At 71.5% G+C, this 13,559-nt stretch carries 12 protein-coding genes; 8 read left to right on the forward strand and 4 right to left on the reverse strand.

Features of this window, described 5'->3' with window-relative positions; all coding sequences use genetic code 11:
• Positions 1-22: 22 nt before the first annotated feature.
• Complete coding sequence (locus VGK78_RS07880; protein ID WP_331527040.1) at positions 23-499, reverse strand: GbsR/MarR family transcriptional regulator; 477 nt, start codon at positions 497-499, stop codon at positions 23-25.
• A 54-nt stretch (positions 500-553) separates the two neighbouring features.
• On the opposite strand from VGK78_RS07880, the gene VGK78_RS07885 reads away from it, so the two are divergent.
• The 3 genes from VGK78_RS07885 to VGK78_RS07895 are packed head-to-tail and all read left to right on the forward strand — an operon-like array spanning position 554 to position 3,973.
• A complete protein-coding gene (locus VGK78_RS07885; protein WP_331527041.1) occupies positions 554-1,474 on the forward strand; it encodes an ABC transporter ATP-binding protein in 921 nt (306 codons plus the stop codon).
• Positions 1,471-3,045 (forward strand): polyketide antibiotic transporter, encoded by a 1,575-nt coding sequence (locus tag VGK78_RS07890; protein ID WP_331527042.1) that lies wholly within the window; start codon positions 1,471-1,473, stop codon positions 3,043-3,045. Before VGK78_RS07885 ends, VGK78_RS07890 begins: the two co-directional genes overlap by 4 nt.
• A gap of 28 nt (positions 3,046-3,073) precedes the next feature.
• Positions 3,074-3,973: a phosphotransferase family protein gene (locus VGK78_RS07895; protein WP_331527043.1), complete on the forward strand. Its 900-nt coding sequence runs from the start codon at positions 3,074-3,076 to the stop codon at positions 3,971-3,973.
• Between the two features lie 82 nt (positions 3,974-4,055).
• On the opposite strand, the gene VGK78_RS07900 is transcribed toward VGK78_RS07895, so the two are convergent.
• Together VGK78_RS07900 and ypfJ are read right to left on the reverse strand one after the other, a co-directional pair.
• Positions 4,056-5,273: a threonine synthase gene (locus tag VGK78_RS07900; protein ID WP_331527044.1), complete on the reverse strand. Its 1,218-nt coding sequence runs from the start codon at positions 5,271-5,273 to the stop codon at positions 4,056-4,058.
• 10 nt (positions 5,274-5,283) lie between these two features.
• On the reverse strand, positions 5,284-6,252 hold the full coding sequence (gene ypfJ, locus VGK78_RS07905; RefSeq protein ID WP_331527045.1) for a KPN_02809 family neutral zinc metallopeptidase: 969 nt from the start codon (positions 6,250-6,252) through the stop codon (positions 5,284-5,286).
• Positions 6,253-6,323: 71 nt separating this feature from the next.
• Here ypfJ and VGK78_RS07910 point away from each other — a divergent pair, with 71 nt between their 5' ends.
• The 4 genes from VGK78_RS07910 (at position 6,324) to VGK78_RS07925 (ending at position 11,472) form a co-directional block, all read left to right on the forward strand.
• Positions 6,324-7,922 (forward strand): ABC-F family ATP-binding cassette domain-containing protein, encoded by a 1,599-nt coding sequence (locus tag VGK78_RS07910; RefSeq protein WP_331527046.1) that lies wholly within the window; start codon positions 6,324-6,326, stop codon positions 7,920-7,922.
• A 36-nt stretch (positions 7,923-7,958) separates the two neighbouring features.
• Positions 7,959-8,720, forward strand: coding sequence for an enoyl-CoA hydratase/isomerase family protein (locus VGK78_RS07915; RefSeq protein ID WP_331527047.1), 762 nt, complete (start codon positions 7,959-7,961; stop codon positions 8,718-8,720).
• 3 nt (positions 8,721-8,723) lie between these two features.
• Positions 8,724-10,607, forward strand: a complete 1,884-nt coding sequence (locus tag VGK78_RS07920; RefSeq protein WP_331527048.1) for an ABC transporter ATP-binding protein — start codon at positions 8,724-8,726, stop codon at positions 10,605-10,607.
• Between the two features lie 109 nt (positions 10,608-10,716).
• Positions 10,717-11,472 carry an SDR family oxidoreductase gene (locus tag VGK78_RS07925; protein WP_331527049.1) on the forward strand — a complete coding sequence of 252 codons (756 nt, stop codon included), beginning with the start codon at positions 10,717-10,719 and terminating at the stop codon, positions 11,470-11,472.
• Here the strand turns inward: VGK78_RS07925 and VGK78_RS07930 are convergent.
• Complete coding sequence (locus tag VGK78_RS07930; RefSeq protein WP_331527050.1) at positions 11,371-12,252, reverse strand: SURF1 family protein; 882 nt, start codon at positions 12,250-12,252, stop codon at positions 11,371-11,373. The genes VGK78_RS07925 and VGK78_RS07930 overlap by 102 nt on opposite strands.
• 75 nt (positions 12,253-12,327) lie before the next feature.
• Between VGK78_RS07930 and moaA the strand changes: the two genes are divergently transcribed.
• Complete coding sequence (gene moaA / locus VGK78_RS07935) at positions 12,328-13,323, forward strand: GTP 3',8-cyclase MoaA (protein WP_331527125.1); 996 nt, start codon at positions 12,328-12,330, stop codon at positions 13,321-13,323.
• Positions 13,324-13,559: the final 236 nt, after the last annotated feature.

Consider the following 13,559-nt stretch of genomic DNA (forward strand, 5'->3'; position numbering starts at 1 on the left):
ACGCGCACGCTACCCGGGTGTCTCACTCGTCGAGCCGGAGCTCTCGTCGCCGGGCCGTCCAGCGGTCGTTGATGCCGTGGAGCTCGTCGAGGATGAACCGCATGAACTCGCGGGACACCCGCAGCCGGCGGTGTGCCGGGTCGTCGGGACCCAGGTCGTCGATGCCCCGATCGAGGGCGGTGATCATCGGCGCGTAGATGTTGTCGGCCTGGAGCAGGGTGTCGTGCCACGCCTCGTCGTCGACCACGAAGACGTCGCGTCGGGAGCCGCGCTCCCGCTCTCGGCGTACCATCCCGACCCCGTCGAGGTACTTGACCGCCCCCGAGACCGCGGCCGGGCTCACGCCCAGGGCCTCGCCGATCTCGGCGGCCGTCATCCGGCCGTCCTCGTCCACCATCACGGCTGCGAAGATGCGCGACGGCAGGCGCGCGAGGCCCGCGGAGGTGAGGGCGGCGCCCAGCCGCTCCACGAAGGCGGCCCGCTGCTCGGGGGTGGACATGCCATCCATTCTAATGATTTCAGAAACTACTGAAACCTGTGTAGCGTGGTGGCCGTGAACGAAGCGATCATCGACATCTCGGACCTCACCAAGACCTTCGGCACGACCAGGGCACTCGACGGGCTCGACCTGACAGTCACCCGGGGTGAGGTGCACGGCTTCCTCGGACCCAACGGCGCCGGCAAGTCGACCACCATCCGCGTGCTGCTCGGGATGCTGCGCAAGGACGCCGGAGCAGTCCGGCTCTTGGGAGGCGATCCCTGGGCGGACGCCGCGAGCCTGCACCGCCGGCTCGGCTACGTGCCCGGTGACGTCAACCTCTGGCCGAACCTCACCGGCGGCCAGGTCATCGACCTGCTCGGCCGGCTGCGCGGCGGGATCGACGAGCAGCGACGGGCGGGGCTGATCGAGCGGTTCGAGCTCGACCCGACCAAGAAGGGCCGCAGCTACTCCAAGGGGAACCGGCAGAAGGTCGCGCTCGTCGCCGCCCTCGCCGCCGACGTGGAGCTGCTCGTGCTCGACGAGCCGACCTCGGGGCTCGACCCGATCATGGAGTCGGTCTTCCAGGAGTACGTCGAGCGGTTCCGCGCGGAGGGCGGCACGGTGCTGCTGTCCAGCCACATCCTGGCCGAGGTGGAGCGGCTGTGCGACCGGGTGAGCATCATCCGGGCCGGCCGGTGCGTCGAGACAGGGACCCTGGCCGACCTGCGGCACCTGACCCGCACCTCCGTCGTCGCCGAGCTGGCCCGGCCGGTCACGGGGCTGGCCGAGCTGCCCGGCGTACACGGGCTCGAGGTGCAGGGCGACCGGGCGACGTTCGAGGTCGACACGGCCCGCCTCGACGCCGCCGTGGGTCTGCTGCATGGCGCCGGCATCCGGTCGCTGACGGCGACACCGCCGACCCTGGAGGAGCTGTTCCTCCGCCACTACGGCGACGAGATACCCGCCGACGAGCAGGAGGCCGACGCGTCATGACCGGCGCGGCGACGTTCCTCCGGGCGTTCCTGCGCCGCGACCGGTGGCACTACCTGTGGTGGACGCTGGGCGCCACGCTGCTCTACTACAGCCAAGCCGTGAGCGTGAAGGGTCTGTACACGACCCAGGCGCAGTTCGACAAGGCGGCCGCGAGCATGGAGGGCAACACCGCCTTCATCGCGATGGCCGGCCCGGCTCGCGCGCTCGACACCATCGGCGGACAGGTGATGTGGCAGGCCTCGGCGTTCGGGGCGGTCGTCGTCGGCCTGATGAGCATGTTCCTGGTCGGACGGCACACCCGCGCCGAGGAGGAGAGCGGGCGCGACGAGCTGCTCCGCACCTCGGCGGTGAGCCGGCACGCCTCCCTGACCGCCGCGCTGACCAACGCGCTGCTGGCGAACGTCGTGCTCGGCGCAGTGGTGACCCTGAGCCTGGTGTCCTTCCCGCTGGATGCGGCCGACTCGATCGCCGTCGGTGCCGGGCTGACCCTGTGCGGCTGGGTGTTCACCGGTACCGCCCTGGTCGCCGCCCAGCTCACGTCGTCCACGCGCAGCATGTACGGCACGGCGGGGGCCGTGATCGCGGTCGCCTACGCCCTGCGGGCGATCGGCGACGTCGGCAACCCGGTGCTGTCCTGGCTGTCTCCGATCGGCTGGTACCAGGGCATGCACCCGTTCTCCGGGCTCCGGTGGTGGCCGGCCCTGTTGCTCCTCGCCCTGGCCGCGGCCGCGACCGGCGCGGCGTACGCGTTGTTCGGGCGGCGCGACTTCGGCGGCGGTCTGTGGGCCGCGCGCCCGGGTCCGGAGCGGGCCGAACCCGCGCTCACCACGGCCCTGGGGTTCGCGTGGCGGCTCCAGCGCGGCTCGGTCGTCGGGTGGACGGGCGGGATCGCGCTGCTCGGGCTGGCCTACGGATCCATCGGCGACGACGTCGGCACGTTGATCGGCGACTCGACCACGTCGCGGGACGTCTTCATCCAGGGCGGGGGAAGCCTCGTGGACGGCTTCTACGCCGTCGCGATCGTCGTGATCGCCCTGGTCGGCGCCGGCTTCACCGTGTCGTCGGCGCTCCGAGCGCGGTCCGAGGAGGAGGACGGGCGGGTCGAGCCGCTGCTGGCGACCGGCCTGTCGCGTCGCCGGTGGCTGCTGGCGCAGGTGGTGACGACCGTCGTCGGCACCGTGCTCGTCCTCGTCGGGGGCGGCCTCGGTCTGGGCCTGGGCTACGCGATGGTGACCGGCGACGGCGGGCGGATCGGCCCGTTCCTGCTCGACATGCTCGGCTACGCCGCACCCAGCCTGGTGCTGGCCGGCGTCGCCCGGCTGCTGTACGGCGTGCTGCCGCGGTGGGCACTGCTGGCGTGGCTGGGTCTCGGCCTCGGCGTGGTGATGGTGTTCTTCGGGCCGCTCCTGCACCTGCCGGGCTGGCTGCAGGGGCTCTCGCCGTACCACCACCTGGCCCTGGTCCCCGCCGAGCCGTTCCGCTGGGCGCCCGTCCTGGTGCTGCTGGCGGTCGCGGCGATCTTCAGCGCCGGCGGTCAGATGGCGTTCGCTCGGCGCGACCTGCACGGTTGAGCGCCCTGTCTCTGCTTGGATGAGCGGCATGTGGGAGCCCGATCCCGCCTGGCACGCCGTGACCGGCGGCACCGGGACCTCGACGGTCGGCGTCTGGCGTACCGAGCGCGACGGCCAGGCGCTGGTGGTCAAGCGCCTCGCCGCGCCCGGACCCGACGACCCTCCTGAGTACTCCGAACCGCACCACTACGCCTACTGGCGTCGGCAGGCCGACGTCGCCGTCAGCGGTCTGACGGACCGGACCCCGGGACTTCGCGGCACCGCCACGGACGTCGCCGAGGACGACGAGGGCATCACCCTGACCAGCGAGTGGGTCGAGGACGCTGCCCTCAACGGGCTCTACGTCGCGCACGCGATGGGCCGCTTCGCCGGCGCCCCCCTGGGCCGGCACCGGTGGCTCGCCGTCGGGCAGCTGCGCGACCGGATGCGCCGGGTCGAACGTCGTGGCGGTTGGCCGACGCTGGCCCGGACGACGGTCGCCGACGTCGCCGACCGCCTGTGGCTGCGACGCGAGACGCTGCTGCGCGAGCTCGACGCGCTGCCCCAGGTGCCGCAGCACGGCGACCCCGCCGCACAGAACCTGCCCGGTCGGCACGGCGACGACGTCGTGGCCATCGACTGGAGCACGGTCGGCCACGGACCGGTCGGCGCCGACCTCGGCCTGTTCCTGCAGAACGCGCGCGAGGACGCCGAGCCGCTCCTCGACGCCTACCTGATGGGGCTGCCGGACGGCCTGGCGACGGGCGAGGAAGTCTCGCTCGGGTTGCGGGTCAGCGCGGCATACACGGCTCTGTCGCGGGCCGAGTGGGCGCTCGCCCGGGTCGCCCACGGCGAGGGAGCGCTCGCTGCCAAGTACCGCCACCCTGCCGTCGCGCCGTACCTCCGGACGCTGCAGCGGCAGTTCCCGCTGATCGAGTCGCTGCTATAGCCATGGCCGGCCCCGTCCGGCGGTGAGCAGGGGACCGAATCGCCCGAGGGAACGGTGCCTACGTCACCGCCCACGAAAAACGTCACTGGCCACGCGGCACCCGCCCGTCGCGAGGCAGCACCGGTACGTCGACGTCCACCGTCTCGGGGTACTTCAACCCAGCGCCGGTGTTGAGCACCACGACCTGCTCCTGCTCGCCGATCCAGCCCGACTCGCGGAGCTCGCGGGCGGCGGCGAAGCAGGCAGCACCCTCGGGGCAGATCCAGGCACCCTCGGCAGCGGCGAGGTTACGGAGCTCGGCCAGGATCGTCTCGTCGGTGACGGCGACAGCCGTCCCGCCGGACTCGCGCACCGCCCGCAGGACGAGGAAGTCGCCGAGGGCCTTGGGCACGTTGATGCCGAAGGCGAGGGTCTGCGTCCCGTCCTTCAACGTGCTCTCGTCCTCTCCGGCGAGGAACGCGTCGACGATCGGCGGGCAGCCGGTCGACTGCACCGCAACCAGCCGCGGCAGCTGCGACCCGATCCAGCCGAGCGCCTGCATCTCCAGCATCGCCTTGTGGATGCCGATGATCCCGACGCCGCCACCGGCGGGGTAGAGGATGACGTCCGGCACCCGCCACCCGAGCTGCTCCGCGATCTCGTAGCCCATCGTCTTCTTGCCCTCGATGCGGTACGGCTCCTTCAGGGTCGAGACCTCCTGGTAGCCCTCGCGCTCCTCGAGCGCAGCCTTGACCAGAGCACCGGCGTGGTTGATCAGCCCGTCGACCAGGTAGAGCTCCGCTCCCGCCGCCACGCACTCCCGCCGGGTGATCTCGGGGGCGTCGACCGGCATCACGACCAGGCTGCCCAGGCCGGCGCGCGCGGCGTACACCGACCACGCGGCCCCGGCGTTCCCGTTGGTCGGCATCGCCACGGCCTTCACCCCGAGCTCGCGCGCCCGGGAGACGCCGACGGCCGCCCCGCGGGCCTTGAACGTCCCGGTCGGGATCAGCCCCTCGTCCTTCATCAGCAGGCCGGGGACGCCGATCGAGGCGCCGTAGGCCGGCAACGGGAGCAGCGGCGTCATCCCTTCACCCAGCGTCGTGACGTTCGCCGGATCGCGGACGGGCAGCACCTCGTGGTAGCGCCACAGGTCGGCCGGACGCGTGGCGATCTCCTCGCGCGTGAGGCTCGCCCGCACCCCGTCCAGGTCGTAGCGCGCCAGCAGCGGCGCCCCGACCTCGCTCACGCCCTGCACCTCGTCGGCGTCGTACGACGTACCGGTGCGGGAGCACTCGAGGTGGGAGAGGGAGGAGAACACCGGCTGCGGTCTACTCGACGTTCTGGCCGGTGAAGGTGTTGCAGGCGTCGAGCGTGCCGTTCTGGTAGCCGGTCTGGAACCACCGGACGCGGGCCGCGGACGAGCCGTGGGTCCACTGCTCGGGGTTGACCTGGCCGGTCGTCTCCTGCTGGATCGTGTCGTCTCCGACCGACTTCGCGGCCGCGATCGCGTCCTGGATGTCCCGGTCGGTGAGGTCCTGGATGAGGACGTTGCCCTGGGTGTCCTCGGTCTGCGTCGCGCTCCGTGTCCACATGCCGGCGTAGCAGTCCGCCTGGAGCTCGAGCCGCACGGAGTCACTGTTCGGGCCCTGCTGGGTCTTCAGCTTGCCCATCGTGCCGAGCAGGTTCTGGATGTGGTGGCCGAACTCGTGGGCGATCACGTAGGGCTCCACGAACGCGCCGGACGGCCCGTTCAGCTGTTGCTGGAGGATGTCGTGGAAGAACGACGGGTCGAAGTAGATCGTCTGGTCGGTGGGGCAGTAGAAGGGCCCCATCTGCGACGAGGCCTGCCCACAGCCGCTCGGCGTCGAGCCGGAGAAGGTCTCGATCGCGGACTCGGGCCGGAACCGCGTGTTCGGCGACTGCTGGGCGAGCGCGTCGCGCCAGTAGTCGACGAGGGAGTTCTCGACGGCGACCACGCCGCAGGTGGTCGGGTGGTCGTTGGCGTCCTGCCCCGTCGTACAACCCTGGTACGCCGCGGAGTCGTCGCCCTGGAAGCGGCTGGTCGAGTAGCCGTCGGCTCCGGCGCCGGTGATCGCGCCGGTGAGATCGACGCCGCCGCAGGCCTTGAGTAGCAGGATCACCACGACGATCACCAGGAACCCGGCACCGCCTCCGGCCCTCGTGCCGCCGGGCAAGGGGATCCGCATCCCGCCGCCCCCCATGCCGCCGCCGGACCGGCCACCGCCTCCGTCGCGGACGCGGCTCGTGTCCAGCCGAGCCTTGGGGTTGAACCGCATCGTCGGCTCCTCGAGAAGTGGTCAGGGGGCCGGGAAGGGGCTGCCCGGGCCGCCCTAGACTAACCAGCCTGATGATCAGTGCCCAGCAGCTCGAGGTTCGGGCCGGGGCGCGGTTGCTGATGCACGACGTCTCCTTCCGGGTCGGGCCGGGGGACAAGGTGGGGCTGGTCGGGCGCAACGGAGCCGGCAAGACCACGCTGACCCGGATCCTCGCCGGCGAGGGCCTGCCCGCGTCGGGCCAGGTGACCTCGACCGGCTCCGTCGGCTACCTCCCACAGGACCCGCGCACGGGGGACTCAGAACTCCCCGTGCGCGAGCGCATCCTGTCCGCACGCGGCCTGGACGACGTCGTACGACGCCTCCGCGCGGCCGAGGAGGAGATGGCGAGCGACGATCCCGGCGTACGCGAGCGGGGGATGAAGCGGTACGAGCGCGCCGACGCCGAGCTCCACGCCGGAGGTGGGTACGCGGCGGAGGCCGAGGCGGCGCAGATCGCTGCCTCCCTCGGGATCGAGGAGCGGCTGATGACACAACCGCTGCGGACCCTCTCCGGGGGACAACGCCGGCGGGTCGAGCTGGCCCGCATCCTGTTCTCCGGGGCCGAGACGCTGCTGCTCGACGAACCGACCAACCACCTCGACGCCGACTCGATCGTCTGGCTGCGTGAGTTCCTCAAGGCCCACAAGGGCGGCCTGGTCGTGATCAGCCACGACACCGCGCTGCTGGAGCAGACGGTGACGAAGGTGTTCCACCTCGACGCCAACCGCCAGGAGATCGACGTCTACAACATGGGCTGGGCGGCGTACCTCGCCCAGCGCGAGACCGACGAGCGCCGTCGCAAGCGCGAGCGGCTCAATGCCGAGCGCAAGGCGGACGCGCTGCTGGAGCAGGCCGGCAAGATGCGGGCGAAGGCGACCAAGGCGCAGGCCGCGCACAACATGATGCGTCGCGCCGAGAAGATGCTGAGCGGCGTCGAGGCGGAGCGACGTACCGACCGGGTGGCGCGGATCAAGTTTCCCGAGCCGGCGTCGTGCGGCCGCACCCCGCTCACGGCATCGGAGCTGTCGAAGTCGTACGGCTCGCTGGAGGTCTTCACCGACGTCGACCTGGCGATCGACAAGGGCTCGCGGGTCGTCGTCCTCGGCCTCAACGGCGCCGGGAAGACGACGCTGCTGCGGATCCTCGGCGGCGTCGACAAGCCCGACACGGGTGAGGTCACCCCCGGGCACGGGCTCAAGCTCGGCTACTACGCCCAGGAGCACGAGACCCTCGACACCTCGCGGACGGTGCTGGAGAACATGCGCACCGCGGCGCCGTCGCTGACCGACACCGAGACCCGGTCGGTGCTCGGGTCGTTCCTGTTCTCCGGCGAGGACGTCGAGAAGCCCGCCCGCGTGCTGTCGGGCGGCGAGAAGACCCGACTGGCGCTGGCGATCCTGGTCGTCTCGAGCGCGAACGTGCTGCTCCTCGACGAGCCGACCAACAACCTCGACCCAGCGTCGCGCGAGGAGGTGCTCGCCGCCATCCGCGGCTACCAGGGGGCGATCGTGCTGGTCACCCACGACGAGGGTGCCGTCCGTGCCCTCGACCCCGACCGGGTCCTGATCCTTCCCGACGGAGTGGAGGATCTCTGGAACGACTCCTACGCCGACCTGGTCGCCCTCGCCTGACCACACCCTGTCGGGGCTCGCTCCTACAGTGGCCGCATGACTCCTGAGGAGCTCGCCGAGGCCGGTCTCCGCTACGACGTGGACGGTGTGGTCGCAACGGTGACCCTGAGCCGTCCCGAGGTCCGCAACGCCCAGACGCCGGCCATGTGGCGCGCGCTCGCGGCCATCGGCGACGAGGTGCCCGACGACGTCCGGGTGGTCGTCGTACGCGGGGAGGGACAGAGCTTCTCGGCCGGCCTCGACCGCGCGATGATCGGGGCGTTGTTCGCCCTGCTGGCCGAGAGCGACGAGGAGATCTCCGCGACCGTCGACCGGTTCCAGCAGGGGTTCACCTGGCTGCGCGACCCGCGGTTCGTGTCGATCGCGGTGGTGCAGGGCCATGCGATCGGCGCGGGCTTCCAGCTGGCGCTGGCCTGCGACCTCCGGGTCGTCGGCGACGACGCGCAGCTCTGCATGAAGGAGCCCGCGCTCGGCCTGGTGCCCGACCTCACGGGAACAAAGCCGCTGGTCGAGACCGTTGGCTACCCCAGAGCACTGGAGATGTGTGCCACCGCTCGGGTGGTGGGTGCGGCGGAGGCGCTCGAGATGGGACTGGCCACGTTGGTCTGCCCGGTCTCCGAGCTCGACGGCGCTCTCGCCGACCTGGTCGGGGCGGTGACGGCACCGGTGGCCGGGGCGGTCCGGGAGACCAAGGCGCTCCTGCTGGCGGCGTCCGGTCACTCGCTCGACGAGCAGCGCCGGCTCGAGCGCGAGGCACAGGTACGCCGGCTCCGTGAGCTCGCTGGGACGAAGGGGTAGTGGATGTCCATGATGGGTGCGTCGGCCTGGCGCACGCTGCACTCCGACCGGGGCATCCTCGAGAACAAGATCGAGCGCCGCACCCTGCGCCGCGTGATCGGCTTCTCCAAGCCCCACCGCAAGCTGATCGGGGTCTTCCTGGTCGGCACCGTGGTCGACGCCGGCCTGGTGATCGTGCCGCCGCTGCTCATGCAGCGACTGATCGACCGCGGCATCCTCGCCCACGACCTGTCCGTCGTGGCCTGGCTCGCGGTCGGCATCGCGGCCGCCGCCATCGCCGATGCCCTCCTCGGCGTGTTCACCGGCTACCTGTCCAGCCGTATCGGCGAGGGCCTGATCTACGACCTCAGGACCAAGGTGTTCGGGCACGTGCAGCGGCAGTCGCTCGCGTTCTTCACCCGCACCCAGACCGGAGCACTCGTCAGCCGACTCAACTCCGATGTGATCGGCGCCCAGAGCGCGTTCACCTCCACCCTGTCCGGCACGGTCTCCAACGTCGTCTCGGTCGTCGTCGTGGGCGTCACCATGCTGGCCCTGAGCTGGCAGGTGACGGTGCTGTGCCTCCTGCTCTTCCCGCTCCTGCTGCTGACGTCGCGGTGGGTGAGCGGTCGGATGGCGGTGCTGACCCGCAGCCGCATGGACGGCAACGCCGACATGGGCACCGCGATGACCGAGCGGTTCAACGTCGGTGGCGCGATGCTGCTCAAGCTGTTCGGTCACCGCGAGACCGAGGACGCCCGTTTCGCGGAGAAGGCCGCGACCGTCCGAGACCTCGGTGTGCGCATCTCACTGCTGACCCGGGTCTTCTTCGCCGCGATGACGCTGGTGCCGTCCCTGGCGACCGCTCTCGTGTACGGCGTCGGGGGCTACCTCGCGGTCCAGGGGAACCTCTCCGTCGGCACCCTGATCGCGCTCGGCACCCTGCTGCTGCGCCTGCTCGGTCCGCTCCAGGGGCTGTCCAACGTGCGGGTCGACGTGATGACAGCGCTGGTCAGCTTCGACCGGGTCTTCGAGGTGCTCGACCTGCCCTCGCTGATCCAGGAGAAGCCCGGCGCCGTCGAGCTGCCGCGCACCGCGTCGTCGCTGGGGTTCGACGACGTCTCCTTCACCTACCCGCGGGCCGACGAGATCTCGCTGGCCTCACTGGAGAACGTCGCCCGCACCGAGTCGCGCGACACCGGCGAGGTCCTGCACCACCTGTCCTTCCAGGCCGAGCCCGGTCAGATGATCGCGCTCGTCGGGCCCTCCGGAGCCGGCAAGACGACGGTCACCCACCTCGTGGCACGCCTGTACGACGCGTCCTCGGGCACCGTCCGGGTCGGCAGCCACGACGTCCGCGACGTGACGCTGCAGTCGCTCGAGGACGCCGTGGGCTACGTGACCCAGGACGCCCACATGTTCCACGACACGATCCGCGCGAACCTCCTCTACGCCCGGCCCGCCGCCACCGACGAGGAGATCTGGGCCGCGCTGGAGGCGGCACAGATCGCCCGGCTGGTGAGTGCCCTGCCCGACGGGCTCGAGACCGTGGTCGGCGACCGCGGCTACCGGCTCTCCGGCGGCGAACGGCAGCGGCTCGCGATCGCCCGGCTGCTCCTCAAGGCCCCCTCGATCGTGGTCCTCGACGAGGCCACCGCCCACCTCGACAGCGAGTCCGAGGTCGCGGTGCAGCGTGCCCTCGACGCCGCCCTGTCCGGCCGCACCTCGCTGGTGATCGCCCACCGGCTCTCGACCGTCCGCGACGCCGACCTGATCCTGGTGCTCGAGTCCGGCCGGATCGTCCAGCGGGGCAGCCACGCCCAGCTGCTCGCCCAGGGTGGTCTGTACGCCGACCTCTACCGCACCCAGTTCCTGGGCCGCGACGAGCCGACCCAGATCGTGGTCTGACCCCTTCCGGATCCAGAGCGTCCGGATTGCGCCGTACCGTCGCGGCCGCGGGCCATCGGGTCTGCCTCGGGGTCCACTGACGCTCGCCGGTGTGCCGTAGGTTCGACCCGTGGACCTCGGACTGGCCGACCGCGTGTACATCGTCACCGGGGGCGCGCGGGGCCTCGGGCGGGCGACGGCCGAGGTGCTGGTGGCTGAGGGGGCCCGGGTAGTGCTGTCGGGACGCACCGAGTCGACGCTCGCGGCCGCCGTCCGCGACCTCGGCGACGACGCGGCGTACGTCGTGGGCGACAACGCCGAGCCCGACCTGCCCTCGCGCCTGATTGCGAAGGCGCGGGAGACCTGGGGACGCCTCGACGGCGCCCTGATCAGCGTCGGAGGTCCGCCGACAGGCTCGGTGAGCTCCACGACCGATGAGCAGTGGACCGCGGCTTTCGGGTCGGTGTTCCTCGGGGGTGTGCGCCTTGCGCGTGAGATCGCGGCCGAGCTCGAGCCGGGCGGCTCGATCGCGTTCGTCCTGTCGACCAGTGTCAGGGCACCGCTGACCGAGCTGGCGATCTCCAACGGTTTCCGGCCCGGGCTCGCGATGGTCGCCAAGCAGCTGGCCGACGAGCTCGGCCCGCGCGGGATCCGCGTGAACGGCCTGCTCCCGGGACGCGTCGCCACCGAGCGGGTCGCCGAGCTGGACGCGCTCCAGGGTGACCCGGCTGCTGCGAAGGCCTCGGCCGCCGAAGGGATCCCGCTCCGGCGCGACGGCGAGCCGTCAGAGTTCGGCCGTGCCGCTGCGTTCCTGCTGAGTCCCGCCGCGTCCTACGTCAGCGGCGCCATGCTCCCCGTCGACGGGGGCATCCTCCGGGCCCTCTGAGGGCCGTCGCCTCGTGGGCTGCTGGGTCCGCCGCAGCTCGGCGCGTCCGGTCACCTCCTCCCAGGCCAGGTAGCCGTAGCCGAACAGACCGAGTATCCCGAAGAACCACCACTGCAGCGCGTAGAAGAAGTGCGGTCCGTTGCTGAGGTCGGGCGGGTCGGGCTTCGCCAGCGGAGTGGCCGGCTTCGGCGACTCGGTCAGCACCTGCACGAAGCCGCCGTACACCGGGATCCCGATCGCGGTCTCGATCCGAGAGCTGGAGATCGCCCTCGTGGACGCGTCGACAACGTCGGCCGCGCTGCCGCCGGCATCCTGGCGCACCCAGCCGGTGACCGTCACCTGGCCGGACGGCGGCGCCGGGACCTGCGAGGCGTCGGTGGCGCCGCTGTTGGACGTCGCGAACCAGCCCCGGTCGACCAGGAGAGCCGTCCCCGACGAGGTGACCAGCGGGACGACGACGTCGGCGCCGGCGTTCCCGTCGTGGGTCTGGTAGCGGACGATCACGGTCTTCGAGGCGTCGTACCGGCCCGTCGCCGAGACCACGGCGTACTGCTCGCTCGACGGCGGGTCCACACCGTGCCGCAGCACCTGGTCGACGGGCCTGGGGGCCCCCTTCTGGTTGGTCCGGATGATCTGGTTGCTCGCCTTCTTGCTCTCCAGCCGGTGCCACTGCCAGCGGCCGAGCAGGAGGCAGGCGTAGCCGAAGAGCAGAACGGTGAGCAGGAGCACGAGCCAGCGCCGGCTGACCAGGAAACGCAGGCTGCGGGCTCGGGGCGGCACCGTTCGAGGCTATCGGCCGCACCATGACACGCTCGGAGCGCGGGGGTGCCGACCCGTAGACTCAGCAGGGTGAGCATGCAGCGACCGCTGGCCGACGCGTACGGCCGCGTGGCGACCGACCTCCGGGTCTCGCTGACCGACCGGTGCAACCTGCGCTGCTCCTACTGCATGCCCGCCGAGGGGCTGGACTGGCTGCCCCATCCGGAGGTGCTCACCGATGACGAGGTCGTCCGGCTGATCACGATCGGCGTACGCCGTCTGGGCATCCGCGAGGTCCGGTTCACCGGAGGCGAGCCGCTGATCCGTCGCGGCCTGGTCGACATCGTCCGGCGTACCCGTGCACTCGGCGACGACCTCGAGCTCTCGGTCACCACCAACGCGCTCGGCCTGGAGCGCAACGCCCAGGCCCTGGCCCAGGCCGGCCTCGACCGGGTCAACATCAGCCTCGACACCCTCGACCCCGAACGGTTCCACACGATCACCCGGCGAGACCGGCTGGACGACGTGCTGCGCGGCGCCAAGGCCGCCCACAACGCCGGCCTCACGCCGGTCAAGATCAACGCCGTCCTGCTGCGCGGGGTCAACGACGACGACGCATGCGACCTGCTCGCCTGGGCGGTCGAGCACGAGTACGAGCTTCGCTTCATCGAGCAGATGCCGCTCGATGCCCAGCACGACTGGCACCGCGAGCAGATGGTCACCGCGGAGGAGATCTTCGCCAAGCTCGCCCAGAGGTTCACGCTGACCCCCGCGCGCGAGCCGCGCGGGAGCGCCCCCGCGGAGCTGTTCCTCGTCGACGGCGGCCCGGCCACGGTCGGCGTGATCGCCTCGGTGACACGGCCGTTCTGCGGCGACTGCGACCGGGTGCGCCTGACCGCCGACGGGCAGGTCCGCAACTGTCTGTTCGCCCGTGAGGAGTCAGACCTCCGTGCCGCGATGCGCGCCGGCGCGAGCGACGACGAGCTCGCCGACCGCTGGGTCGCCGCGATGGCCACCAAGCTGCCGGGTCACGGGATCAACGACCCGACGTTCCTGCAGCCCGACCGTCCGATGTCCGCGATCGGAGGGTGAGCGCTACTCCTGAGCCCGCGAAGGAGTAGGAGAAGCGAAGGATCGAGGAGCGCTCGGCCCACACCCGAGCTTGCTCGATGATGGGCGACGCGTCTCGAATTCAGCCAGGTCCGGTGGTCGAGCCGGTCGAGACCACTCGGTCAGGTACCTCACCAGGTCTCGAGACGCGTCGCTGTCCCCCTCCTTCGTCGCGGGCCAGCCGACGCTCCTCGACCTGTCGCCTTCATCTTCGGCCG

The sequence above is a fragment of the Nocardioides sp. genome (assembly GCF_036503465.1).
Lineage (GTDB): Bacteria > Actinomycetota > Actinomycetes > Propionibacteriales > Nocardioidaceae > Nocardioides.